The 25,115-nt window shown below is 55.6% G+C and carries 18 protein-coding genes and 1 tRNA gene; 6 read left to right on the top strand and 13 right to left on the bottom strand.

The features are described 5' to 3' along the window. Window positions 1-13 precede the first annotated feature (13 nt). The 3 genes from B1722_RS29895 (at window position 14) to B1722_RS16285 (ending at window position 3,223) form a co-directional block, all read left to right on the top strand. Window positions 14-229, top strand: a complete 216-nt coding sequence (locus B1722_RS29895) for a hypothetical protein (protein WP_007246723.1) — start codon at window positions 14-16, stop codon at window positions 227-229. Window positions 230-747: 518 nt separating this feature from the next. After that, window positions 748-915: a hypothetical protein gene (locus B1722_RS29600; RefSeq protein ID WP_010203399.1), complete on the top strand. Its 168-nt coding sequence runs from the start codon at window positions 748-750 to the stop codon at window positions 913-915. A 94-nt stretch (window positions 916-1,009) separates the two neighbouring features. Further along, complete coding sequence (locus B1722_RS16285) at window positions 1,010-3,223, top strand: hypothetical protein (RefSeq protein ID WP_010203400.1); 2,214 nt, start codon at window positions 1,010-1,012, stop codon at window positions 3,221-3,223. A gap of 336 nt (window positions 3,224-3,559) precedes the next feature. Here the strand turns inward: B1722_RS16285 and B1722_RS16280 are convergent, their stop codons facing one another. From B1722_RS16280 to rpsU, 11 genes are all read right to left on the bottom strand, one after another. Next, window positions 3,560-4,111 (bottom strand): hypothetical protein, encoded by a 552-nt coding sequence (locus B1722_RS16280; protein WP_086793446.1) that lies wholly within the window; start codon window positions 4,109-4,111, stop codon window positions 3,560-3,562. Window positions 4,112-4,226: 115 nt separating this feature from the next. Then, window positions 4,227-6,392, bottom strand: coding sequence for an AAA family ATPase (locus B1722_RS16275; protein ID WP_086793444.1), 2,166 nt, complete (start codon window positions 6,390-6,392; stop codon window positions 4,227-4,229). After that, the gene (locus B1722_RS16270) at window positions 6,389-6,862 is read right to left on the bottom strand and encodes a hypothetical protein (protein WP_086793442.1); all 474 of its coding nucleotides are present in this window, start codon (window positions 6,860-6,862) and stop codon (window positions 6,389-6,391) included. The genes B1722_RS16275 and B1722_RS16270 overlap by 4 nt, the downstream gene beginning before the upstream one ends. Further along, window positions 6,849-7,517 carry a hypothetical protein gene (locus B1722_RS16265; RefSeq protein ID WP_034139555.1) on the bottom strand — a complete coding sequence of 223 codons (669 nt, stop codon included), beginning with the start codon at window positions 7,515-7,517 and terminating at the stop codon, window positions 6,849-6,851. The genes B1722_RS16270 and B1722_RS16265 overlap by 14 nt, the downstream gene beginning before the upstream one ends. Then, window positions 7,514-10,750, bottom strand: a complete 3,237-nt coding sequence (locus B1722_RS16260; protein WP_086793440.1) for a hypothetical protein — start codon at window positions 10,748-10,750, stop codon at window positions 7,514-7,516. The genes B1722_RS16265 and B1722_RS16260 overlap by 4 nt, the downstream gene beginning before the upstream one ends. After that, window positions 10,743-12,158 carry a site-specific integrase gene (locus B1722_RS16255; RefSeq protein WP_034139553.1) on the bottom strand — a complete coding sequence of 472 codons (1,416 nt, stop codon included), beginning with the start codon at window positions 12,156-12,158 and terminating at the stop codon, window positions 10,743-10,745. Before B1722_RS16255 ends, B1722_RS16260 begins: the two co-directional genes overlap by 8 nt. A gap of 163 nt (window positions 12,159-12,321) precedes the next feature. Continuing rightward, window positions 12,322-12,398: transfer RNA gene (locus B1722_RS16250), tRNA-Ile, on the bottom strand. A 137-nt stretch (window positions 12,399-12,535) separates the two neighbouring features. Then, the gene (locus tag B1722_RS16245) at window positions 12,536-16,282 is read right to left on the bottom strand and encodes a bifunctional diguanylate cyclase/phosphodiesterase (protein WP_086793438.1); all 3,747 of its coding nucleotides are present in this window, start codon (window positions 16,280-16,282) and stop codon (window positions 12,536-12,538) included. A 126-nt stretch (window positions 16,283-16,408) separates the two neighbouring features. After that, window positions 16,409-18,256 carry an RNA polymerase sigma factor RpoD gene (gene rpoD, locus B1722_RS16240; RefSeq protein ID WP_041070030.1) on the bottom strand — a complete coding sequence of 616 codons (1,848 nt, stop codon included), beginning with the start codon at window positions 18,254-18,256 and terminating at the stop codon, window positions 16,409-16,411. A 67-nt stretch (window positions 18,257-18,323) separates the two neighbouring features. After that, entirely contained in the window at window positions 18,324-20,288 is a 1,965-nt protein-coding gene (gene dnaG / locus B1722_RS16230) for a DNA primase (RefSeq protein ID WP_041070033.1), read from the bottom strand. A 478-nt stretch (window positions 20,289-20,766) separates the two neighbouring features. Further along, window positions 20,767-20,982 (bottom strand): 30S ribosomal protein S21, encoded by a 216-nt coding sequence (rpsU, locus tag B1722_RS16225; protein ID WP_002551877.1) that lies wholly within the window; start codon window positions 20,980-20,982, stop codon window positions 20,767-20,769. A gap of 199 nt (window positions 20,983-21,181) precedes the next feature. On the opposite strand from rpsU, the gene tsaD reads away from it, so the two are divergent. After that, on the top strand, window positions 21,182-22,207 hold the full coding sequence (gene tsaD / locus B1722_RS16220) for a tRNA (adenosine(37)-N6)-threonylcarbamoyltransferase complex transferase subunit TsaD (RefSeq protein WP_041070038.1): 1,026 nt from the start codon (window positions 21,182-21,184) through the stop codon (window positions 22,205-22,207). A gap of 23 nt (window positions 22,208-22,230) precedes the next feature. On the opposite strand, the gene plsY is transcribed toward tsaD, so the two are convergent. Further along, window positions 22,231-22,800: a glycerol-3-phosphate 1-O-acyltransferase PlsY gene (gene plsY / locus B1722_RS16215; RefSeq protein ID WP_041070041.1), complete on the bottom strand. Its 570-nt coding sequence runs from the start codon at window positions 22,798-22,800 to the stop codon at window positions 22,231-22,233. Window positions 22,801-22,874: 74 nt separating this feature from the next. On the opposite strand from plsY, the gene folB reads away from it, so the two are divergent. Both folB and folK read left to right on the top strand, forming a co-directional pair. Beyond that, window positions 22,875-23,231 (top strand): dihydroneopterin aldolase, encoded by a 357-nt coding sequence (gene folB, locus B1722_RS16210; protein ID WP_041070044.1) that lies wholly within the window; start codon window positions 22,875-22,877, stop codon window positions 23,229-23,231. Next, on the top strand, window positions 23,222-23,737 hold the full coding sequence (gene folK, locus B1722_RS16205; protein WP_086793434.1) for a 2-amino-4-hydroxy-6-hydroxymethyldihydropteridine diphosphokinase: 516 nt from the start codon (window positions 23,222-23,224) through the stop codon (window positions 23,735-23,737). Before folB ends, folK begins: the two co-directional genes overlap by 10 nt. A gap of 91 nt (window positions 23,738-23,828) precedes the next feature. Here folK and B1722_RS16200 read toward each other — a convergent pair whose 3' ends face one another. Next, a complete protein-coding gene (locus tag B1722_RS16200) occupies window positions 23,829-25,052 on the bottom strand; it encodes a multifunctional CCA addition/repair protein (protein WP_086793432.1) in 1,224 nt (407 codons plus the stop codon). Window positions 25,053-25,115: the final 63 nt, after the last annotated feature.

Raw genomic sequence — 25,115 nt, 5'->3', positions numbered from 1 at the left:
ACGGAGAATAGACGTGGAACGAGACAGCGATGACACCGTGTATTGCGACATCCAAATGCCGGTGGCTCAAGGGCGTGAGCTATTGGCGTTAGTGAATGCCCTGCGAGAGTCGAAAGCTCATCCAAGTCTCGACAGAGTTTTTGAACACATGCAGGACGAGCTCAGCACCTCAATCGACATCGTTAAGAATCCGCCATCGTGGGGCCCATGGGGGCCGACGCATAACTGAGCCTTTAGTCGGCTATCCTTTCCATTCAGACGAGCAAACGCTGACTGGGAGCATGGAAGACTCAAAAAACGTCGCTCCGGCGCCCTATAACGGGGCGAAAATAACGGCAAAATACACTTTAAGTGGGTGATTGCCATATGCCATACTCGGTTATCAACGATTTTTCGCCCAGCTTGGCCACCTCCCTGATGGAGGTTTTAGTCGCTATGGTAACGACTAGCAGGAGAAGAGCCTTAATGGCGTTCCTGAGAAGCGGAGCTGTGACGGGGCTGCCGTTTGCCGAGTTCTGAGGCTGCTTGTTTATTGAACCTTGGGGGCTTTCGCCAAGTCTGAACTATAGTCGTAAAGCCGCTTGTCGGCTGACGGCAGGTACTGCTTGTGAAGCTTGGTGAACGAGCTCGATAATCCGCACCGCTTTTGCTAGCGAGGCAGTATTACGTTTTTTTCCATTGAAAGCAGTGGTCGCGCATTGGAATTCGTTGATGCACCGTGGAACAAAATTCTTAGAGGATGGAGCTATGACTCTTGAGCGTATGATCGAAGAGGCCCGTAACCGTAACGGTTCTCATGAAGCCAGCCTAAAGGCGGCTCGTGATCGCATGGCCGCGACTAACCACCGTCTGGCACGTGAATTCGCTAAACAAGAAGTCACTGCGACGCTGCTTGCCAAGACCTGCAGCCTCTAATAAATCCCTTCATCCGAAAGCAGCCTAATGGGCTGCTTTTTTTTGCGCGATCACAATGACTCCATACCTCATCACCAGCTTCGAAGAGGCGACGATGGCAGCGTTGATTCATGAGCCATACGGCTATGATCACGCTGACATCTTCAAAAAACCTCAGATCAAGTACATCTATAACTACTTGAAGTCCTTCATGCCCGAGATTCCGAAGGGTAAGAAGACGGTAGGAAGCATCCTGCTTGAGCACGAATACATCGACCGAGACTTCCTCGAGGACTACTCGCGTTTTTACCTGGGGCGTTTCGGCAACGATGGCTACAAGTGCGCTCGGCTTCACTTCTTCAGTTGCGATCTGACTCACAAGCGGCTCGACGCTCTACTGGCGGGTGACGTGGGAGAAATGTTAGATGATGCTGAGGATGACAATGCTGTAAAAACTCTAGAGCAACTCCAGTCGCACTACCTCGGTTTCATGGTTATCAAACCTCTCACCAGGACATTCGTGGGGAAAACCTGCCTTCGTGTCAGTGGTGACCGAGGTGTGGGCAAGAAGAAAATTGACAAGCCTTATGATGTGAATCTCTTTGGCATCAAGCTGACAATCGACTCAATTGCATTCCAAGAACAGGACAAGGTGGTTGCCGCGTGTGCTACCACCGCCATTTGGACAGCGTTGCACAGTTCGCCTGGTCGTAGTGTTAAGGACATTAAATCCTGCAGTGAGATCACCACCGCCGCCCTGAATTTTGTGGACGGTTCCAGTAATGGATTCCCAAATAAAGAGCTTACCAATAAGCAGATCCAGCGAACGCTTGATATTGAGGGGCTGCGATATCACAACAATAGCCTTGAGGAATCAACTCCTGAATCTTTCCGAGAGTCCCTCGTTGCTCACATTAATAGCAACCTGCCCGTCATTTTGACGGGAAAAGTATACGGCGTGGAACCCAACGAAGCTGGTGAGTACGTCAAAGCTGGGCACGCAATTACCGCCCTTGGTTATGACTTCCGGGGTGATTCGAAATGGGTATACGTTCATGACGACCGACTCGGGCCGTACGCACGAGCAGAAATGGTCATGCTTGACGAATTTTTCGGGGAATCCACTCCTGAGGCCGTAAAAGGTCGTTGGGGGCTGGCGATGTCCATTCGAGAACCGGATGCCACTAACTGGGTGGCTCCCCATGAGATTATTGTTCCAGATATCTCGATCATCCCGGCAGATAGAAAGACGCGCATCGACTTCAAGTTCGCTCATGGCACAGCAGAGCGTATTCGTGATCAGGTATTGGGATACCTGGAAGATGAAATGTGTCCTCTGCTTGAGATCCCGGTTCCTTCGGTCAGGTACGAGATCAAACTGGCATCGATTGCTCAAGCGCGAGACGATGTCCGTAAACATTACACCCACCGCAAGGTCAATGACGTGTTGGGTACTTACACCCTCGATGAAGAGAGAATGATTCGCTGGCGTAAGGAAAAACTCAGTTTCTTGACTGGCAGCCTCGCACGCTTACAGTGGCAAATTGATGTCTACTGGGATTCCGAGTGTGCTTTCCAGGTGTTCTTGGATGCGACTGACATTCCCTTGGGCAACGCTGTATCTGGCATTTACATTCATGACCCAATTTATGCAGATGCGATGCTGGCCGGCTTCAAGGGGCAGGAGAGCCAGATCGCCGGTCTAGATGATCAGCACTTCTTCCCGGCGTTCACCAGGGCTGTGAAGCAGCGCCGAGATGACTACGAAAGTCATCTCAATAGCATGTATGGGACATTGCGTGCGCCCAACCACATTAAAGAGAACGAGGTCTCGCGGAACGGAAAAGGCACCAACAAGACCGCGAAAAAATTCTGGGATCCGCAACAAATCCGTTTGGTTGATGTTCACGAGGCCTACAAGAAAGTGGCCGATTCAGTGGCTAACGACCCATCCTCTGAGAGTAAGCTTATCTGGGCCATAGGTAAGGACGGCGTGTTATTCGTCGCTGAGGACATTCCAAAACCTGATGAGCTCGGTCACCCAAGTATGACTGGGATGCAGGCCGCTCGGATTGCGGGAGAAATACGGCCAAAGGCTGGCTATTGGGAGGTCAACTTCTTCTCTGGAAGGTACAGCGGTGATTACGCCGATATAGAGAAGACTCAGTTTCTTACAAACGCCGTGTACAAAATTCAGTCACTCTTCCCGTATGACAAGTTTGAAGCTTTTTACCCTTATGCCCCTTCCTCCCAAGGTCTGGTTTCGCCTGATCTAGCGGCACAGGGAGGCGGTGACGATACGGCGGAACCCGCTGCTGTGCTCGCTTAATCCGAATAAACCCGGCTTCAGGGCATCGCCCTCGGTCGGGTTCACTCCTATCAAGCTGTTCACCGCACTGGTGAATGCCCTTTTCTCAGCCTGCATCCAATCTGGGCGTTTATCCCTTCAGAAAGCCAGTGCCAGACTCACGTTTGACTTTTCAATGGATCAGAATGTGCGAGCTACAGGCACTGTCCAGGGAGGAACTGATCTCTGCATACCGCAAGCGGAGCGCGCAGGCGTGCGGGATGAAAGCCCGAAGGGCCGAGACGCAGGCTTTGCCAAGGCTCGGTTCACGACAGCCGCTACCCGCAGGGGCACGCCGTGACCGAAAACTCAGGGTCATCAGAGCTCCGCATTCCATGCATCCATAGCCTCGCTCACAGCCGCGTACCACTGGAGATCATCGAGCTGTAGGGCATTCGCGATTTGCCTGTTGGTATTGCCGTCGACCCAAGTCGGGAGACTCTCCATGGCCTCTCTGAACAGACTGGCTGTAGCGACAGCGAATCGCCCCGTACTTGTAGACTGGAGGCACACGTAGCGCACAGCAGCGCCACTATGGAGCCGACGCCAAGCCACCACCTCAATACAGTCCTGCAGCTCTACAGGGGCCTCAGCAGCGGGGTAAGCCTTCTGCCCCACCTCGTTCTCTGCCACAGGTTGGAATGGCCTGCTTGGCTTTCCTGGCTGGTGGACAAGGTGCTGCAACTGCTCGCGTGCCGCGATTATCTGATCTCGGAGTTCTTCGGGATCGATGGACATTCCGCCCTCTGGTGTCACCTTGAGGGTCTTCAAGGAGTTCGCCGCTAGGATGAACTCGCGTTCACGCGCTTTCTCACGCTCGGGGCGGCGGTCGGGGCGGATGACGCTCCAAAGCGTTGTGAGCAACTTCAATGAATTCTCCTACCTGAGGCATTGGGCGCGGATCCCGCGATCATACAAGCAAGGTAAGGCGCCTGAAGCGAAAGCCCTGCCCACAATATTGTAGGGCTAACAACCTGTTTGGTATTCAAACCGAGAAGCCCACACAGAGGGTGTCACTTCGGTTCGGGCGAGCTACCCCCTGCTGCATGATGTCATGCGTGCTTAGGATCAAGGCCAGCCGCTTAGATCGTGAGACGGCTGTGTAAAGCATGCTTCGTTCCACAAATTCGCTTTGACTCAGAGTGCAAAGGATCGACGTCTCGTACTCGCTGCCTTGCGCCTTATGAATGGATATGGCGTAGGCAAGTTTCATTCCCAGCCCGAACAAGTCCATCCTGGAGAGGGTCACTTCGAGCCCATTGAAGAAAAACACACCTGAAGTCTGGCCATCGATTGACGTAATGCCAGTCATGATCCCGGTGTTGCCGTTGAACAGATTATGCTCGTAGCTATTCTGAGTGACGATGACGGGGTCGTTAACGCGCAGCCAGTATTTGCCCATCCAGATACCCTGCGTCTCGTCTGTATGCTGGAGGGCGCTTTGCAGGTGTTTGTTTATCTTGTGCCCGGAATCCGGCATGCGATCAGACATGTGTGGCGTCAGGATCTGAGCGTCAGGGATGATCTGCTTGATCTTCGCGAGGTGTGTCAGCATGTCCTGCGTGTTTGTGCAGGGGATCAGATAAACCCCATCGCTCTCGCCATTCCAGAATGGCAAGGTGTCCAGGTGACCAGATCTAATCTTCATGGCGATGTTCTGAAGATGACTGTTGCCGGTAGACCTGTGAACCTTGATCAGGTGGGTCGACGGTATCGCCTTCGATTTGGCCAGTGCATGGAAGAAGATTCCATAACCAACCGGAGATAGCTGACCGGTATCGCCTACTAGCAAGAGAGACAGTTCTTTCTTCGCAAAGGCATTCAGCAGTTTCAGCATCAAGGCGATGTCTACCATGCTGGATTCATCGATAATTACCAGAGGGTCGCCTCCAGTGCTGAGCCCTGAGCTTGCAGTGCTGATTTTGATCAAGAAACTGTGGATCGTGTAGGTGTCTCGGCCAACAGACTCCTTGGCCCGCTCCTTGGCTTTTCCGCTCAGTGCTAAGACATGCACAGGGCGGTGCTGAGAGGCTATATCAACGATGGCTTTCAGCACCGTTGTCTTGCCCGTACCGCCAAATCCAGTCAGCGTGCTGATGCGATTAGTAAGCGCCATCAGCACTGCGCTTTTCTGGTCTCGGGTGAGTGAGTGTCCAGGCACGCTCTTACCGTGTGCGCAGTAATCTTCAATCGCTTGCTCCAGTTCCTGCGGAGAACCGTGAAGCAATGAGGCCTGAGCGGACAGTAGACTCGCGACTCGCTGCTCGAGTTTACTTTCGACAAGGGCCGCTCCCAGTGGCTGGATAAGCGTCGTCCCTTGATACTTCTTAACGCATACAGCACGCCTTTGTAGGGCGCATTCGATAGCTTGGTCTACCAGTCTGGCGGATGGAAGCTTCTGCATCAGGGCGGCTTTTAGCTCTTCTATTTCGTATGCGGTATGGCCCTGATCCAAGCGCACATAGAGCAAATTCTCCACAAGGCCGGCCAGCCTGCGTGGGTCATCACGAGGTATGCCTAGCTTGGCTGCTGCGGCGTCTACGATTTTCCACATGTTTGGGTGGATGCCTTGAAACGCAATGAGGCTGTACGGATTAAGCTTCAGGCGCTCTACCGTATCCGTCTGGCAAACCTTGAGAACGCTTTTGGCGAGCCCAGGATCGAAGTCGTGCTCCATGAGAAATTCAATTGTTGAAATCTCATCCTGCAGTGTCCTCCAGGCATCCACGACCTTTTGGGCGAGATCAGGATTAATCAGTTCCGCCAGGTGGCTGACTCTGCCTGCAGTCAATGCCTGAGCAAGGTTTTCTGCGCCAAATGCCCTGACCAGTTTCGAGACTTTCGCTTTGCCGAATGACAGCCCGCGAAATGCAGGATGCTTTATCAGCAATCTTTCCACATATGCCGCTATGGGCAGGTTTACGATGTGACAGCTTTCGATCAGAACGAAATCCCTGTACTGATCGTGCCCTGTGATCGAGCCTTTGAACTGCCAGCACTCACCGGGCTGAGGTATGCGCGTGATGATTTTATAGCTGGCTCTGCATGTGTAAATTTTATTTTGGCCAATGATGCGTCCGGAGAAGACTGCCCCGCCAAAACTGCCTGGCTTCACCGAACTTACCTGGATTATGCTCGACAGATTGGTCATAGGATAAATGACCGCCCGGAGTCGATCATCAAGTCCTGCTGGCTACTGATTTCCTGTGCAGATGTCCGAAGCAACCGCAGCTCGGCAGAGAGTCGCTCAACTTGCTCGCGGAGCAGTTCGTTCTCCTTCGACTTTTGCTCAAGCATTACTCGCAACCGATTCGCTTCGCGACTTTTCGAATCCGCCATATCAATCGCCAGAGACTCAGGATCTTTGGCCGCAACAAACTCACTGCCTATGCGGCGAATGTCCTTCGCGATGACCTGTTCCAGAGTCTGGCCCTCGGAGCAAAAGACCTTCTTTGCGCTTTCAGAAAACCACTGCCTACGATTACCACATTCATCAGCTATTTTGCTGAAGTTGACGGCGCCAAACTGATTCACAGGAAACTTTTTTCCAGCCTGTTCAAGCTGCAGCACATAGTCCCTGTAGCGGTCGTACGGAGAGCGCTTTTGATCACTGGTCGCCATGCGCGCTTCCTTTAGCCTTCATCCAAAGGACGAAAGGTTCGACAAGCTCTTTTGGGACAAGACCCTCCCTAGGTTCAAGGTCGTCAAAACTGCAGCAAATCTTTTTAGCCTGCATGTCAACTGTAAACATCCCATCACTTGCATCGAGCACCAACTTGAGGGCCCGGCAGGTTTTGTCAAACTTCGCCATGAATCCTTGATCCACATGCGTTGTGTCCGGCAGGGTTACTGGCTGAGCACCATGGCTACGAAGGGCTGAGCGCAGAGCTTCGACCTCCTTCCTCAGTTTCTCTGTCTCAGCTTGAAGTTGGTCTGCTCGCTGAACGGCCAGCTTTCCGACAAGCTTGTCCTTCTTGGACTCCATGTTTCCAGCAGCATCCCAGTGCTTGAAGAATATTGGCCCGAGCAGAGTCCAATAGTCAGTGCTCTGTACCAAGGTTCTGTAGCCAATCTTCTTTTCGTTTACAGGAAGCCCATCGTTGTAAAGTTCGGCGCAGAATCTTGAGTAAGGCGTAACCCCATCGAATGATGCTTTTCCTACGAAAGACTTCAGCTTAGGTATTACTTCGTCTTTAATTCGGGAAATTCTATAGTCGCGGTTCAGCTTTTGAGAGCCTGCAAAGCGGTTTTGGCCCTTTTTCGCACCTTTGCTCATGCAGGAACACCTCTTGGGCTCGAAATTAGCTTCAGGATTGCAGTAGGTCGTTCCAAGGCCATGGGCTTACTCATTGCATCATTCAAATCATGCAGTGAAAGACCCAGAACTTCACACGTAGACCGAATCAGGCCCCTAAATTCATCGATCAACGTGAATCCTGTAGGAGCTTCTTGCAGCATGCGGTTAAAGTCTCCAGTGAATGCAAGGAGCTTGTTTCTTGCCACTTTAACCTGCGTGTCTAACTGTGGAGTGAAATACTCCGCATGCGACTTGGCTTCTGCAGTGCGAGCAATCAGGTTGGAAAGCGAGTCTTTCTTGAGCTCTAAGCGCTCCAGGTGCTCTGAGACGATTTCAGGTTTTTCTACCAGGAAGCTTTCACGCGTTTTGATTTCGTTATGCATTTGCTCGAGGCAGTGAGCAGTAACGCTCCATGAAATGATCTCTGCGGCGAGGAATTTGCGACGATTGGCTTTTGGCACAAGGCTTTCAGGCGATGCTCCATTCCTTTTAGACTCAGCGATATAGGCCTCCAGCTCGCTACACTCGTCAGTTAGCACACGAATGTGACCGTATATCCTTGGCAGGTGGTCGACAGTTTTGACCGAGTAATAGCAGCCCCCGCACGGCATACTTATCCCAGGAATGGCACCCAGGTCTTTAACGACGTCCGCTGGGCAGCGATTACCAAATGGGCAGATATGAGTGGGCATGAAGGCCAGCGAGTCGATGGGGCGCTGCCTTGTCTCCCTGACACCCGAAACCACATCATCCTTGGTCTCACGGTCAAATGAGATCGCACCGAAGTCAATCAGAGACTTCTCCTTGTCTCGCCGGAAAGCCTGCTGAAGCTTCGATGCAACGTCTTCTGCTTTGATGTTAGACATTGCTGGGCGGTCAACTAGCCATCCATGCTCAATACTCAATTTTTGATACTGGGCAACCGATTTTAGGTATGCAGGGTCAACTTTTGCGTAATACATTACATGTTCATCACTGGCATGGCCGGTAATAAATGCGCCGATGATGTGTGGCGGCAAAATTGGGATGTATTCAGATACAACTGATACTCGGCAGGAGTGCGGGGTATGTTCGATTAGTTTGCAGGCCTGTCCCTCAAGTTTGATCACGGTGAGATAGTCGTGAGGATCATCAATAGATTCCAGATCCCCCACAGCCTCTGGCATTGCGTTCGTCGCCTCAATGCCCAGCTGAAACCTGCAGAACAAGTCAAAAGAATAAATTAGCCTTTTGAAATATTTCGCATAGGCCTCCGGAGTCAGCACGCCAGGACTTGTTCCCTTCGGAAATAGCGTGATGATTTTGCCATGCTCATTTTCTTCATGGTAGTCATACCAGGTTTCGACATCCATTGCGGGATCGTTAAACCAAGGGATCATGGCTTTTTGACGATCCAGCAGTTCAATTACCGTCTTCGAAACAGTAGCGTCCCAGGGGCCGTTTACTTTGTCAGTGTTGATGCGTAACTTGCAAAGCGCAGGCAGGGGTCTTGAACGATCAATTCGCATATCATAGGTTCGCCTCTCTAGCCAACGTATGTGAATACTACGAACCCCTGTCTCCAGTGCGATGATATTATGTCTGATGTAATTGAGCTGAGGATAGAACACCCACTTCCCTTCGCGTTCAACCGAGTGTTCAATAATTGGCACGACGAACCTTGGAAGAAGTCGCAGCGCCTCATACTTCATGGGGCGATTATCTTCGGATTTAGGCTGCGAAGCGTCAAATGATGGGTTCCGGTAGAACACAATTGGAACGTACCCAAGTTTTTCAGTTTGAACGATTTTTTGGGTGTTGTTCCAGTCCTTTGTTTCAATATCAGCCCTGAATTGCTTGTCGAATAGGTTTATTTGTTCGTGATATACCCTTTCGGCTAGGTGAGTTGTGAAAGACTCTATCGCGTAGCAGTATTGGAGAAGGTATGGGAAATGCTCAGAATGAAATGCAGGCTTATTAGAGCTATTCCTTCTTCGCACGATGGGGAAATCGAGCTCAAGTATGGGGCAAACAAAACCAGAAAGTTTCTCGTCGGCGCTCGAGTGAGCCGTCAAGTAGTTGAAAAAGCTGGTGATGTGGTACATGATCTGCTGGATCGTTGAGTTTGACCTGCCTCTGCGAAGAAAAGTGAGGAAGCCTATGTATCCATCGCCCTCCATGTGCGTCCGATTAAGCTCACTTGGATGAGGAGGAAGCAATCCCGTGGCAGTAGGGTATTCGCCAAACAACCAGGTATTCAGAACTGAGAAGCTCTTGCTGTAAGCGTCGAAAGACTTAATACCCCGAGACTTTTGTAAGCCGGTGTATTTGTCCTGATATTTCAACCACGACTCGACACTTTCCTTGTGCTCATCAGGATAGTCATATTCGCCAGAGGCCAGAGCTTTTCTACTGGCGTGCAAATCATTTTTAGGGCGGACGGCGACCTGGCTACATCTGTCAGAATACAGCCTCTGAACATAGTTCCAAAACGCGGCTGGGGCGATGGGGTACTGGAACCAGTCAACGTCATTTCTTCGCGTTAAGACCAGGTGGTCGGCGAGGTCAGCGATGTCATCTGGATTGATGTCTTCGATTCTATGCCAGTCTGTGCAACGAATCATGCGCCAAGCGTACCATCCAAAGTTTTTGACGGCACTAGGCTTCATTACGGAGGTAATGTCCGGAATGTCTTCGTAGGGAACATGCGAGACAAACGGTTTGCTCACAAATGCAAGCACCTCGGTATAGGATGCTGCAGCAAACTCATAGAAGTTGGTTCCTTCGTCCTGATTGTGAACCGTGGGCTTCCTAAGGTCAGCCGGGAGCAGGACAGCTCGCTCCTGCCAGAGAAAGTGAAGAATTAAGACGCAGTCTTTACTCAGCCTCTCCAAGGAAGACTTGTTGAGCCAGTCAATAGAGGCCTTCGGAACGACCTGCTTCGCAATTTCTATCGGCGCAGTCTTTTTCGTGCAAGCTAAAGCATTACGCACCCACACTTCATCATAAATAGGTGCATTCGACACGTTCAGGTGGTCATCAAACAGGCGCACGATGGACGCGTTGTAATATTCGTTACGAGCGCCGCTTGTTACCTTACTTGGAGAGATATAGTTCGTGCCAAACAGCTCTTTGCAGACGCAAGCCTTGGCTTTCGTGATCGCCTCTTTAATGGAGCTATCAAGAGGCGCTCCAGTTTTGATAATCTGAATATCCTTAGTCAGGTTAATCATGTTGCGTCCCTTGAATGCGATTCGCCTCGTCCTTCAATACTTCGAGCTGGCGCAGATAAAACTCCTCGCGAATTGTGGTAAAGGAGGCATCGCCTCTTTGCATGACGTACTGGTTAGCATGTTGAATGTATGCTTCGATGATGTCGGTGTCGTGCTTCGCGTACTTCATCGTGGATGTAACGCTGGCATGGCCCATCAGGATCTTCACGTAGGTAATGGGTAGACCAGGAAGGGTTTGACCAGGAACTGGCATGTAATTAAGCGTGTAGGTTCCGTACATATGCCTCAGAGAGTGAGTGCTGATGCCTGTGACGTCCGGCAAGCCTGCCTTCAAAGAGTATTTCTTGAAGGTTTTGTCACGGCTGCTCCTGTCGCTTGCGAAGAAGGGCCTGCCGTCAGAGTTCTGAAACAAGAAATCATGTCCAACGCTAGAGTTGTATTCTAGGGTCAGGTACTTCTCAAGGCTCTCCCAGAATATTTTAGCGAATGGTTCAATCATGAAGGTGACCTCGGTCTCCCGACCTTTCCAGGAGAGAAGCTTATGCTCTTCTTCAGTAATACCAGGCGCTTTCCTCGCAAAGGGGTCGCGTAGGAACACTGCAAAATCGTCATCGTCGATGTCGGACATTCGAACTTGTAGCGCCTCGCTTGTACGCGAACCTGTCGCGGCAAGTAGGGCATATAGCGTCATATCCCTGTAAAATGTCGTGGACTTTGCAGGCTTGGCCTGTCTGAGAAAGTCGATGGATCGTTCTATAGGGAATGGAAGGATCTTGAACGGCTGCTTGTCGTGCTTGCTGTTCCTACGCCCTGCTTTAGCAAACAGCTTATCTCTCTTGCGTTTAGGCAAAACTGAGTTCAGCGAGCCACGAATGACTGCTGCCATCCATGAATTAGCTTTTTGGGCCGAAACCTCATATTGACTTCGATATTCGGCCTTGCTCGAGCAGAACCGACTGAACAGATGGTCAGGTGCTGTCATGTTTTTTGACTCGGCTACCTCAAGAAACCATCGAATAGACGACTCTATTGATTCCGCGATTGAGTTTTGACCGGTTAGCCGTGTCTTCCCTAGGCTATGGGCCAGCGTCTTCGCTATCGGGTTCGTGGCGTCCGTACCGAAGAGGAGATAAACCTGGTAGCTGTAGATGACGGTCTCGATAGTGACCTCGACATCTGCAGGAAATTGGGTTTTCGTCGCCTCATATACGTAGTCGATGAAGCGGCCAACGTGCTCCGAGTAGAGCTTATCGGTGTTTCCTGCGTAGCCCTTACGTGCCAGCCACGTCGTGTAGTCGGTGAACGGTTTGAACTCGCGTGCCTCGTCGGGCATGCCAGGGTCGAGATGAAGCAGGATGTAGTTAGCCTCGCTCGTAACGGGCGCTTCGACCAAGATGAAGTTTTTCATGAGCTCTTATTCCAAATACCACACCCTATTAGCTTTGGGTGTCGCACTTGCCTTTGTCAAGGAAAAAGGCTCAAGTGGGTGAATCAGGCCAACGCAGAAAGCTCCGTCAGCATGGCCGTTGGCCGTCTGCGGAGTGCGCTAAGTGCTTGATTGTAAGGGGAGATGGGGCCACCGGCGGGAATCGAACCCGCGACCCACCGATTATGAGTCGGTTGCTCTAACCAATTGAGCTACAGTGGCGCTGAGAAGGTGCAAAGCTATCAAAAATCAGGTTCAAATGCCACACCAACATTCGTACCACATAAGAACCGTGGACCAAAGGATTATGAGTCCTCTGCTCTAACCAACTGAGCTATAGGCCCTCAGTAGGTCGCGGATTATAACGACGGTTTCTCGGCTGTGCTATCCGAATAATCCGATACGGTTACACGAAGAAACGTTGCGGCGAATTCTTCCGGGGGCAGTGGCAGGCTGACGATGTAGCCCTGGATCTGTTCGCAGCCCTCAGCCGCCAGGAATTGTTGTTGCGCCTGGGTTTCCACGCCTTCGGCAATCACGGTGAATTGCATGCTTCGGCCCAGTGCGATGATCGCCCGCACAATCGCCGCGTCGTGCGGGTCGTCGGGCAGCCCGCGAACAAAAGACTGGTCAATCTTGAGGATGTCCAGCGGCAGGCGTTTGAGGTAACTGAGCGAAGAATAACCGGTACCGAAGTCGTCGATCGCCAGTTGTACACCCAGGTGTTTGAGCTGGTGCAGCACCGCCAAGGCCTCTTCGGCCTGACTCATGATGAAGTTTTCGGTAATTTCCAGTTGCAGTAAATCCGGCTGCAAACGGTTGTCCCTGAGCAGTTGTTCGATACGCCCGAGCAGATTCGGCTGGCGCAGTTGCGCGCCGGCGAGATTGACTGACAGCGGGCCGAGGCTGTCGTAGATCTGATTCCACTCGAACATCTGCCGGCAGGCGGTCTCGAGCACCCAATCACCGATCTGCAAGATCATGCCGTTCTCTTCGGCCAGCGGGATGAAGTGCTCGGGCGGCACTTCGCCGAAGGTCGGGTGGCGCCAGCGGATCAGTGCTTCGGCGCCGACCAGGCGATGGTCGTCGAGGCTGATTTTCGGTTGGTAGTAGAGGAACAACTCTTCGCGTTCGATGGCCCGGCGCAGTTCGTGTTCCAGTGCCACGCGTTCGCTGGCTTGGGCGGTGAGATCGCGGGTGTAGCTTTCGACGCGGTTGCGGCCCTTGGCTTTGGAGCGGTACATCGCGGCGTCGGCGTTTTTCACCAGGGTGGCAACGTCGCAGCCATCCCGTGGGTAGAGGCTGGTGCCGATGCTGGCGCTGATGAAAAACTCGTGCTCACCGGCCTGAAACGGTGCGCCAAAGCAGTTGAGCAGTTTGATAGCGATATTGTCGGCATCACTGGCTTGTTGCAGGCCCGGCAGCAGGATAATGAATTCATCCCCGCCCAGTCGGGCGACGGTGTCGATATCGCGCAATTGCTCCTTCAGGCGTACGGCAATGCCTTTGAGCAACAGGTCGCCAACCGGGTGCCCGAGGCTGTCGTTGATGTGTTTGAAACGGTCGAGATCGAGAAACAGCACAGCGCCCTGACCGCCATTTTCCTGCTGACTGTTCAGCGCGGTGAGCAGGCGACTTTCGAACAGGGTGCGATTCGGCAGGCCGGTGAGTGGGTCGTGGTGCGCTTGATAGTCGAGTTTGGCTTGTGCGTGTTTGAGGCTGGAGATGTCAGCAAACACCGCGACGAAGTGGGTGATGAATTTGTCGCGGTTGCGCACGGCGCTAATGGTCAGCCAGCTCGGGTACAGCTCGCCGTTCTTGCGCCGGTTGGAAATCTCGCCTTGCCAGTGACCCTCGTCGGTCAATTGGTGCCACATCGCCGCGTAAAACGCGCTGTCATGCAGTCCCGAGGCGAGCAGGCGCGGGGTGTGGCCGAGGGCTTCGCTTTCGCTGTAGCCGGTAATTTCGGTGAACGCACGGTTCACCGCGCTGATGTGCTGCTGGGTGTCGGTGATCAGCACGCCCTCGGCGGTGCTCTCGAAAACGGTGGCGGCCTGTTGCAGCTTTTCCTGCATCAGATGGCGTTCGGTGATGTCCCGGGCGATGGTCAGCATGCAGTCTTCTTCGCCGATCGGCAGCGGTCGGCTGGACACTTCGCACAGGCGGATCTGCCCGTCGCTGCGGCGGATATGGCAGGTGAAGTCGCGCACGAAGCCGTCGCGGTGCAGCAGGTCGAGCATCTGCTTGCGTTCGTTGAGGTTGACCCAGATCCCCAGGTCCAGCGCCGAGCGATCCACCGACATCGCGCTATTGAATCCGGTGATGCGGCTGAAGCCTTCGTTGACTTCCAGCAGCAGGCCATCGCTCTGACGCGACAGCAGCAAGCCGTCCGGTGAGGCATGAAAAGCCTTGGCGAACTTCTCTTCGGAGGTTTGCAGTTGTTGTTGGGTTTCCTTGAGCTGAGTGATGTCGCGCACCACCACCACCAGCGCTGGAGTGGTGTCGAGGTCGAAGGGTTCGGCGGAGATCAGGCCGGTGAATACCTGGCCGTTGTTGCGGCGAAAGGGCATCTCCAGGTTGCGGATGCTGCCGGCCTGCAAGCGCTGGAGCAGTCCTGGCCCGACCCCGGGAATGCCCCAGATGTTGAGTTCCGTGGCGGTCTGGCCTATGACTTCTTCGGCCTTCAAGCCGATCTGTTCTTCAAAGGCTTCGTTGACCTCCAACAGGCAGCCATCGGACAGCCTCGCGATGACCAGAATGTCCGGGCATTGCTGGAACACTGAAGCGAACTTCTGCTCCGACAGCCGCAATGCTTCTTCTGTCCGTTTGGTCTCGCTGATGTCGATCATCAGCCCGCGCATCACCGGCTCATGGCCGTGCTCGATCAGGCTGACAATATCGCGCACCCACAGGCAGCGCCCGTCTGCGGTAATCACCCGATAATCGAGGGTGTGATCGCGCCCTTCGCGCACCGCCTCATCGCAGATGGCCTGGGCACGCGTCAGGTCGGCGGGGTGGATGATGTTGCGCCAGAAACCCGGAATCAGCCAGTGCGCCTGTGGATAACCGAGCAGATCCTCGGCATGCGGCGACACATAGCTGTAGGTGAAGTCGCTCATGCGCGCTTCCCAGGCGATGGCCGACAGGCTCTCCACCAGTCCGCGGTAGTGGTATTCGCTGCTGCGCAATTCCTGTTCGAGGTCGACGCGGCGGGCAATTTCCGAACTCAGGCGGCGATTGATGCGAATGACCACGGCCAGGATGATCATCAGCAATAACAGGCCCGGCAGGCCGTAAATCAGCAAATCCGACCAGAATGTCCGATGATCGAGGACATTGCCGACCCAATGTTCCTGAATGCTGCTGATTTCCTCCGGGCTCATGTCCGCCAGGACCTTGTCCAGAATGCCCACCAGCATTTTGTTGTCACGGGGCACGCCCATGGCCAACTGGTAGCGATACGGGGTTTCGCCGCTTACGTACAAGCCGTCGAGCTTGAGCTGGCGCAGGCTCCAGACGCTGGAGGCGAGATCGCCGACGACCGCATCTACTTCATCGGTAGCCAGGGCCTGCAAGGCCGAGCTGACATTGGGCATGGCCACCAGATTCAGGTCCGGATGGTGGGTGCGCAGGAGTTCGTGGGGGGCGTAGTTTTCCACCACGGCGATCTTCAGTCCGTACAGGTCTTCGATTTTGCGCGGTTGCGCGCCGCCGATATGGGCGAGGATCACGATCGGGAAATCGAGATAAGGGCGAGTAAACGACAGATAGTTCTGGCGCTCGGGCGTGGACATGATCCCAGGCAGCAGATCGATCTTGCCGGTTTTCACCTGCGCCAGGACCTCAGTCCAGCTCGACGGCTCGACCGGAGTGAGTTTGACGGCCAGGCGCTGGCGGATCACGTCGATGTAATCAGCGGCCAGGCCTTGATAGCGATTCTGTTCATCGCGGAACTCGAACGGCGGCCACGAGGCGTCGACACCCAGGCGCAAGTCCGGGTGAGCCGCGAGCCAGCTACGTTCTTCATCGGTCAGAGTCAGCGCGTTAGCCGTTGCGGTCCAGATCATCAGTGACAGCAAGAAAAGCACGGGCGCCAGTCTGGGCATAACCGTCTCGTTAGGGCACGGGATTGATTGTTTCGAGTGTAGACGGGGTATGCGGGGGAGGGGCGGTGCGAGGGATTTAATCTGCCGTATAAACAAAACCCCCGGCCTGGGCCGGGGGTTCTGGTATCACTCGTCGAGGAAGGAGCGCAGATGCTCGCTTCGCGTCGGGTGGCGCAGCTTGCGCAGCGCCTTGGCTTCGATCTGACGGATCCGCTCGCGCGTTACGTCAAACTGTTTGCCCACTTCTTCGAGTGTGTGGTCGGTGTTCATGTCGATACCGAAGCGCATGCGCAGTACTTTGGCTTCACGGGCAGTGAGGCCGGACAGCACTTCGCGGGTTGCTTCTTTCAGGCTTTCAACGGTTGCCACATCGATTGGCGACTGCATGGTCGAGTCTTCGATGAAGTCACCCAGATGAGAGTCTTCGTCATCACCGATCGGGGTTTCCATGGAGATCGGCTCTTTAGCGATCTTCAACACCTTGCGGATCTTGTCCTCAGGCATTTCCATGCGTTCGCCCAGCTCTTCCGGAGTCGGTTCGCGACCCATTTCCTGCAACATCTGGCGGGAAATGCGGTTGAGCTTGTTGATCGTCTCGATCATGTGCACCGGAATACGGATGGTGCGAGCCTGGTCGGCGATCGAGCGAGTGATCGCCTGACGGATCCACCAGGTGGCATAAGTCGAGAACTTGTAACCACGACGGTATTCGAACTTGTCCACCGCTTTCATCAGACCGATGTTGCCTTCCTGGATCAGATCGAGGAATTGCAGGCCGCGGTTGGTGTACTTCTTGGCGATCGAGATCACCAGACGCAAGTTCGCTTCAACCATCTCTTTCTTCGCGCGGCGGGCCTTGGCCTCACCGATCGACATGCGACGGTTGATATCCTTGATTTCAGCGATGGTCAGACCGGTCTCGGTTTCCAGCGCGATCAGCTTCTGCTGGCAACGGATGATGTCTGGCTGCACGCGACCAATGGCTTCGGCGTATTTGCTCTTGCCTTTGGCCAGGGCGTCGGACCAGCTTTCGTCGACTTCATTGCCCGGGAACTGACGCAGGAAATCGGCGCGTGGCATACGTGCATCACGTACGCACAGTTGCATGATCGCGCGCTCTTGCTGACGCAGACGATCAAGGGCACTGCGAACACGCTCGACCAGGGCTTCGAATTGCTTCGGCACCAGTTTGATCGGCATGAACAGCTCGGCCAGGGCCAGCAACTCGGCAACGGCGGCCTTGTTGTGACGACCGTGCTTTTTCAGGGCCTTGCGGGTGATTTCCATCTGGTCGGACACAGCGCCGAAACGCTGGGCAGCGATGACCGGATCCGGACCGCTTTCGGCTTCTTCTTCGTCATCCGAGGCTTCGGCGTCATCGTCGTCGGTATCGTCGTCAGCCTTGGCGGCTTTCGCGTCGATCGGCGGTGGCACTTCGGCAGCAGGCGGCGCAATGCCGTCGTCCGGGTCGATGTAACCGCTCAGAACGTCGGACAGGCGACCACCTTCGGTGGTGACGCGAGTGTACTCGGAGAGAATGTGGTCAACCGTGCCTGGGAAGTGCGCGATAGCGCTCATCACCTCACGGATGCCTTCTTCGATACGCTTGGCGATTTCGATTTCGCCTTCACGAGTCAGAAGCTCGACCGTACCCATTTCACGCATGTACATGCGCACCGGGTCAGTGGTGCGACCGATATCGGTCTCCACCGCGGCCAACGCGGCGGCTGCTTCTTCCGCAGCGGCCTCGTCGGTATCGGCGTCGGCCAACATAAGGGCGTCCGCATCCGGAGCACTCTCGTGTACGGGGATCCCCATGTCGTTAATCATGCGGATGATGTCTTCCACCTGCTCCGGATCTGAAATATCCTCGGGCAGGTGGTCGTTGACCTCGGCGTAAGTCAGATACTTCTGCTCACGACCCAGTTTGATCAACTCAATAATACGAGACTGCTGTTGCGCTTTTCCGGACATAACACCCTATCCACTGAAGGTCTTGGCGGGCAAAAAACAAGCCGAGGATTATACCTGAGCTATGACCTCACGCGCCAGTTGAGGTCGGGTTTGATGCGGAAACATTGCGACTTAATAGGTCGCGCAGTTGATTTTTCTCTTCGGCGCTCAGTTCGCTTTGACGCGCTTTCCTGAGCAACTGTTCCAGATTTCGCTCGCGTTGGCGGGCTGACAAGCTAGTAATGGTGTCGAAAAACTGTTGTTCAAGGTTTTCTCCGTCAATCAGCCACTCCTTTTCCGCCAGCGCCTTGAGCAAGCGACCCTGTTCAGTGCCATGCCATCGCGCGATCAACTGAAATGAGTTTAGCTTGGGATTCTTCTGTACGGCTTCAAGCAGCGCCACAAGCAACTGGGCATTGGTCTGATTTTCGTCCGCAATGTGCCCGGCGTCTTCGACGCGTTCCGCCAGTTGCGGGTGGTGCAGCAATGTACGCAGGGCGGTCAGCGTCGGGGACTCGACGCCAATCGGCGTGCGCGGGCGCTGTTGATCGCGATCGCCGCCACGCTTGCCGTTCTTGTCCCAGGGTTTCTTGTCCCATTTCTTGCCGCCGGCGCCGGGTTTCTTTGGCGTCCACTCCTGCTGCGGCACATACATGTCCTGTGCCTGCGGCTGATGGTAGTCGCTGTAGTCCGGCATTGCGTCGTAATCGATGCCCGGATCGTAGGCCGGAGGAGCTTCCTGCGGCGCACTTTGCGCGAGCTGGCTGACCGTTTCGCTGCTCAGGCCGGTGATTTCGGTCAGGCGCTGGCGCATCAGAATACGCAGGTTGGCGCCCGGCACTTTGTCGATCAGCGGCGCGGCGAGGGTGGCCATGTGGGCCTTGCCTTCGAGCGAGCGCGGATCGGCTTCCTCGGTCAGTTGCTGGAAGAAATAATCTGCCAGCGGCTGCGCATGCTGATTGATGCGGGCCTTGAAGGCGTCAGTACCTTCGGCGCGAACCAGCGTATCCGGATCTTCGCCTTCGGGCAGGAACAGGAAGCGCGCACGGCGCCCGTCCTGCAGGCACGGCAGTGTCGCTTCCAGTGCCCGCCATGCAGCATTGCGGCCAGCCTGGTCGCCATCGAAGCAGAACAGAACGTTGGGCACGACGCGAAACAGGCGCTTGAGGTGCTCTTCGCTGGTCGCCGTGCCCAAGGTTGCGACGGCATTGCGCAAGCCTTGCTGGGCGAGGGCGATGACGTCCATGTAACCCTCGACGACGATGATTTCGTCGAGGTTGCGGTTGTTCTTGCGTGCTTCATAGAGGCCGTAGAGTTCCTGGCCTTTATGGAAGACCGGGGTTTCCGGCGAGTTCAGGTATTTCGGCTTGTCGTCACCCAGTACCCGGCCACCGAAAGCGATGATCCGGCCACGGGTATCGCGGATCGGGAACATCACGCGATCGCGGAAGCGGTCATAGCGTTTGCCGGTTTCGGCGTTCTCGATCAGCAGGCCGGCGTCGATCATGGCCTTCTGCTGCAAAGTGTCGCTGCTCAAGTGCTTGAACAGATTGTCCCAGCCCGGCGGCGCAAAACCGAGACCGAAGTCCCGGGCGATCTCGCCGGTCAGGCCGCGGCCCTTGAGGTAATCCACCGCAGCCTTGCGCGCCGGATGGCTCTTGAGCGCCTGGCGGTAGAAGTCGGCGGCGGCGGTGAGCAGCGGATACAGCGGCGAGTCGGTTGGCTGTCGCGGTTTGTGCGGACGGCCGCTTTCTTCGCGGGGGACTTCCATGCCGGCGGCTTTGGCCAGATCCTCGACAGCCTGGGGGAAATCCAGGTTGTCGTGGTCCATGAGAAAGCCGAGGGCATTGCCGCCGGCGCCGCAGCCGAAGCAGTAATAGAACTGCTTGTCGGGGCTGACGCTGAACGACGGGGTTTTCTCTTTGTGGAACGGGCAGCAAGCGGTGTAGTTCTTGCCGGCCTTTTTCAGTTGCACGCGCGAGCTGACCACGTCGACGATGTCGGTGCGGTTCAGGAGGTCGTCAATAAAGCTCTGGGGAATCAGCCCGGCCATGGCGTTCTCGTATGCGCTGTAATGAGTCCGATGCGAAGGGCTGCCGGACACAGGTCTTGAGTGAAGCGCACAAAATGGGCGGTTCGACCGGTCGGTGCATATTCACTGTCGGGAAGTGTATCTGCCGAAAATCCACTGACGTTAGTAATCATCAGTTGTCGACTATTTGAAAGTGTTGCGCTGAATCCGCTGACGGCCGAAAAATGGCCTCGGATAGCTCAATAAAGCGGGCACGCATGGAGGTGCCTTGGGCTGATCGTCGTGAGAGGAATCAGTGGGTGTGCTCGTCAGTAGCCTTGAAAGACTCGTCAGAAAAGACGTGCACCGCTGGCAAAAGAGCCAGGTCTGACGCGTGAAGCAGATTTGTCTCGGTCGCGTGTGCGGCTTCGACGGTGAAGCATCAAGCGTTTTACGCAAATGCCATTAGCCCGGCTGAAGGCCGGGCTTAGGCAAGAAGCTTGCTACGAACGTCTGTGTATTAGTACAGACGAACGGCGCGGCGCTGTTCGCGCTGAACTTTCTTGGCGTGACGCTTAACAGCGGCTGCTGCTTTGCGCTTACGCTCAGAAGTTGGCTTCTCGTAAAATTCGCGGCTACGAACTTCAGCCAGTACACCGGCTTTTTCGCAGGAGCGCTTGAAACGACGCAGAGCTACGTCGAAGGGTTCGTTCTCTTTAACTTTGACGGCTGGCATCCAGAGCTACCTTCATTCATTACCGGGGTCAACATCCTCGCGGCAAAAGAGCACTTGAAGACGTCGGTTTTTAAGGGTTGCGGATGTTAACCCCTCATCGCTCGGAATGCAAAGCCTCTGATCGAAAACCGCTAGTCGGGGCATCGCGTGGCGACTATTATGCGCGCCTTCGAATTCAGCCTAAACAAGGCGCAAACCCATGCTAGTACTGGGATTAGAAACCTCCTGCGACGAAACCGGTGTCGCATTATACGACAGTGAACGCGGCCTGCTGGCCGACGCGCTGTTCAGCCAGATCGACCTGCACCGCGTCTATGGCGGCGTGGTGCCGGAGCTGGCCTCGCGTGACCACGTCAAACGCATGCTGCCCTTGATTCGTCAGGTGTTGGCCGAGGCCGACTGCGTGCCGACCGAGATCGATGCGATCGCCTACACCGCAGGCCCGGGCCTGGTCGGCGCGTTGCTGGTCGGTGCTTCGTGCGCTCAGGCGCTGGCGTTTGCCTGGGGCATTCCGGCACTCGGTGTGCACCACATGGAGGGCCACTTGCTGGCGCCGATGCTGGAGCCAAAACCGCCGGAATTCCCGTTCGTCGCTTTGTTGGTGTCCGGTGGGCACACGCAACTGGTTCAGGTCGATGGAATTGGCCAATACAGCCTGCTCGGCGAGACCCTCGACGATGCCGCCGGTGAAGCGTTCGACAAAACCGCGAAGATGATGGGCCTCAATTATCCGGGCGGGCCGGAAATCGCCAAGCTGGCCGAGAAGGGCGTTGCGGGACGTTTCACCTTCCCGCGTCCGATGTGTGATCGCCCGGGCCTGGATTTCAGCTTCAGCGGCTTGAAGACCTTTGCCCTCAACACCTGGCAGCAATGCGTCAGCGCCGGGGACGACAGCGAGCAAGCCCGTTGCGACATTGCGCTGGCGTTCCAGCAGGCCGTGGTGGAGACTTTGACCATCAAATGCAAGCGCGCCCTGAAACACGCAGGCATGAAACGTCTGGTGATCGCTGGCGGCGTCAGCGCCAACAAGGCCTTGCGCGCTTCGCTGGAAAAGATGCTCGGCGATATGAAGGGCGATGTGTTTTACGCCCGTCCCGAGTTCTGCACCGACAATGGCGCGATGATCGCGTTTGCCGGTTGTCAGCGTTTGCAGGCCGGTCAGCAGGAAAGTCTGGCGATCAGCGTGCAGGCGCGCTGGCCGATGGAGCAGTTGTCGGCGCTGTAATGTGCGGCGCTCATGGGCGGTATTTAAAAATGCCGTTCGCGCCCGGCAAACAGGTCGCGTAGATTGCCGCGGTGGCGCCAGACGATCAGAAGCGTCAGCGCGCTCATCGGCAGCAGCGCCTCCGGCTCTTGCCATGCAAGTAGGGGCAAGGTCAGGGGCGTGGCGATCAGCGCTGCCAGCGAGCTGGTACGGGTCAGGTAGAACGTCAGCAGCCAGGCGCACACCGCCAGCAGCGCGGCGGGTGGATACAGGCCCAGCAGCATGCCGGCAGCCGTGGCGACGCCTTTGCCGCCGCGAAAACGGAAATACAGCGGGAACAGGTGACCGATCACGGCGCACACGCCGATCCAGGCCTGATCCTGCAGCGAAAGGCCAGCGGCGGCTGCGATCAGCACCGGCAGCAGGCCTTTGCACAGATCACCGAGCAAGGTCAGGATCGCCAGTTTGCGACCGGCCAGGCGCAGCATGTTGGTGGCGCCGGCATTACCCGAGCCACTCATTCGCGGATCCGGATTTCCGGTCAGGCGGCTGAGCAAAATGGCGAAGGACAGAGAGCCGAGCAGGTAGGCGAGAGTCGCCAGTAACCAAAACATGCTAACTATTCCGGGCGAGGACGCCCTGATTCTAACGGCGCATTGCGCCCTTGTCGTGCAGCGGAGAGAAGTGCTTGGACAGAGTGTTTATCGAGGGCCTGGAAGTCGACACCGTGATCGGTGCCTATGACTGGGAGCGCGGCATCCGTCAGTGCTTGCGTCTTGATCTGAGCTTCGCCTGGGACAATCGTCCGGCTGCGGCCGGTGACGACCTGACTCTGGCGCTCGATTACGCCAGCGTTTCAACGCGCATCCAGGCCTTTGCCGAACAAGCGCAATATCAATTGGTCGAGACCTTTGCCGAGCGTCTGGTCGAAGTGCTGATGACCGAGTTCAAGATTACCTGGGTTCGCCTGAAACTGACCAAGCCGGGCGCCGTGCCGGCCGCCAAGGGTGGCGTGGGTGTGGAGATTGAGCGCGGATGTCGCTGACTCAGGTGTACCTCGGGCTCGGTAGCAATATCGAGCGCGAAACCCATTTGCGCGCCGGGCTCGACGCTTTGGCGACATTTCTGGTGGATATCCGCTGTTCGGCGGTGTTCGAGAGCCAGCCAGTGGGAATCAAGAGCGGACCGTTCTTCAATTTCGTAGTCTCGGCATATACCGATCTGCCGTTGATGGAACTGGATCGACGTCTGAAATTCATCGAGGCCGATAATGGTCGCTACGCCCCTGATCGCAAGGGGTTGCCGCTGGATATCGATGTGCTGCTGTACGGTGATCTGACGGGTAATTTCGACGGTTTGATCCTGCCGCGTGCCGAAATTCTGAAAAACGCCTTTGTGCTGTGGCCGCTGTCGCTGATTGCGCCGGACCGGGTGCATCCGGGGGTGGGAAAAAGCTTCGCGACATTGTGGGCCGAGGCGCAGATTGATCAGGTTTTGGCGCCGGTGGGATTTGAATGGCGGGGCGAGCAATTGACCCCGCCGAGTCTTTAAAAGCAAAAGATCGCAGCCTGCGGCAGCTCCTACACAGGGATTCGCGTTTCCATGTAGGAGCTGCCGCAGGCTGCGATCTTTTGATCTTGTTTCAAGCGTTCTCTTTGTACGCCTTCAACGCCTTGAGTCGCTCGCGTTTAAGCGCTTCGCCAAGTTCCGGGCCTTTGAATCCCTTCTCCAGCAACGGCTGCACTGCCACGCCACGCGCCGCACTGGCAGCGCCGCGTAGATAATCGGCCTGTGGATAACTGCGCTGTTCCAGCCCCTTGCGTCCGCGCGCATCCATCTCGCACGCGACGATGAACTCCTCGAAACGCTGCGGGCGACGATACACGTCAAAGCTCTGCAAAAGCTCCAGCAAGGTCGATGCCTTCAGCTCCAGGGCGCGGTGGCCGTGGGTGTGGTACTGGCCGACCAGCAACGCCAGTTCCTGACAGTCCTTTGGCGCCTTGATGCGTTCGTTGACCGCTTTGATCAGCTTCAACCCCGTGTGTTCATGGGCGATGTGCCGTGGCCAGGCTTCTTCAGGAGTCAGGCCTTTGCCAAGATCGTGCAGCAGGCAGGCCCAGCGTACGGTTAGCGGTTGTTTGTGCAGCGCCGATTGTTCCAGCACGCTGAGTGTGTGGAGCCCAGTATCGATTTCCGGGTGATGCGCTTCCGGTTGCGGCACGCCAAACAGCGCGTCAACTTCCGGCATCAGTACTTTCAGCGCGCCGCAGTCGCGAAGCACCTGAATGAATACCTGTGGCTGATCCTCCATAAGCGCGCGGGAGATTTCTTTCCAGCTACGCTCGGCGGTCAACGCTTCCAGCTCGCCGGATTCGCTGAGCTGACGCATCAATTCCAGCGTTTCTGAGGCAACGGTGAAACCCAGTCCGGCATAACGCGCGGCAAAGCGCGCAACGCGCAGTACCCGGAGCGGATCTTCGGCAAATGCGGGGGAAACGTGACGCAGAATGCGGGCTTCGAGATCGCGCTGGCCATGGTACGGATCCGTCAGGTTCTGCTGATCATCCTCGGCCATTGCATTGATGGTCAGGTCGCGGCGGATCAAGTCCTCTTCAAGGGTGACTTCGGGGCTGGCGTGAAAGGTGAAGCCGCCATAGCCGCGACCGCTTTTGCGTTCGGTGCGGGCGAGAGCGTATTCCTCGCCGGTTTGCGGGTGCAGGAATACCGGAAAATCCGCGCCAACCGGGCGATACCCCTTGGCGAGCATCTCCTCCGCCGTGGCGCCGACCACTACCCAATCAATATCGGTCACCGGTAACCCGAGCAAGCGATCGCGTACCGCACCGCCAACCTTGAAAATCTGCATAAAAAACCTCCGTTAGCCCGACAGGATAAACCTTGTGCCGGACTTTCGGAGGTCAGAACCGCA

The sequence above is a fragment of the Pseudomonas sp. SCPG-7 genome, from assembly GCF_002156405.1.
Lineage (GTDB): Bacteria > Pseudomonadota > Gammaproteobacteria > Pseudomonadales > Pseudomonadaceae > Aquipseudomonas > Aquipseudomonas parakoreensis.
The sequence above is the reverse complement of the archived record's forward strand: the minus strand, read 5'-3'. Positions and strand labels throughout refer to the sequence as shown.

Coding starts and splice junctions, on each gene's coding strand:
- folK (WP_086793434.1), top strand. CDS start 23,222: ATGTCGCTGACTCAGGTGTACCTCGGGCTCGGTAGCAATATCGAGCGC.
- B1722_RS16275 (WP_086793444.1), bottom strand. CDS start 6,392: ATGACCAATCTGTCGAGCATAATCCAGGTAAGTTCGGTGAAGCCAGGC.
- B1722_RS16270 (WP_086793442.1), bottom strand. CDS start 6,862: ATGGCGACCAGTGATCAAAAGCGCTCTCCGTACGACCGCTACAGGGAC.
- B1722_RS16245 (WP_086793438.1), bottom strand. CDS start 16,282: ATGCCCAGACTGGCGCCCGTGCTTTTCTTGCTGTCACTGATGATCTGG.
- rpoD (WP_041070030.1), bottom strand. CDS start 18,256: ATGTCCGGAAAAGCGCAACAGCAGTCTCGTATTATTGAGTTGATCAAA.
- dnaG (WP_041070033.1), bottom strand. CDS start 20,288: ATGGCCGGGCTGATTCCCCAGAGCTTTATTGACGACCTCCTGAACCGC.
- B1722_RS16255 (WP_034139553.1), bottom strand. CDS start 12,158: ATGAAAAACTTCATCTTGGTCGAAGCGCCCGTTACGAGCGAGGCTAAC.
- B1722_RS16285 (WP_010203400.1), top strand. CDS start 1,010: ATGGCAGCGTTGATTCATGAGCCATACGGCTATGATCACGCTGACATC.
- B1722_RS16265 (WP_034139555.1), bottom strand. CDS start 7,517: ATGAGCAAAGGTGCGAAAAAGGGCCAAAACCGCTTTGCAGGCTCTCAA.
- B1722_RS16260 (WP_086793440.1), bottom strand. CDS start 10,750: ATGATTAACCTGACTAAGGATATTCAGATTATCAAAACTGGAGCGCCT.
- rpsU (WP_002551877.1), bottom strand. CDS start 20,982: ATGCCAGCCGTCAAAGTTAAAGAGAACGAACCCTTCGACGTAGCTCTG.
- tsaD (WP_041070038.1), top strand. CDS start 21,182: ATGCTAGTACTGGGATTAGAAACCTCCTGCGACGAAACCGGTGTCGCA.
- plsY (WP_041070041.1), bottom strand. CDS start 22,800: ATGTTTTGGTTACTGGCGACTCTCGCCTACCTGCTCGGCTCTCTGTCC.
- B1722_RS16200 (WP_086793432.1), bottom strand. CDS start 25,052: ATGCAGATTTTCAAGGTTGGCGGTGCGGTACGCGATCGCTTGCTCGGG.
- B1722_RS29600 (WP_010203399.1), top strand. CDS start 748: ATGACTCTTGAGCGTATGATCGAAGAGGCCCGTAACCGTAACGGTTCT.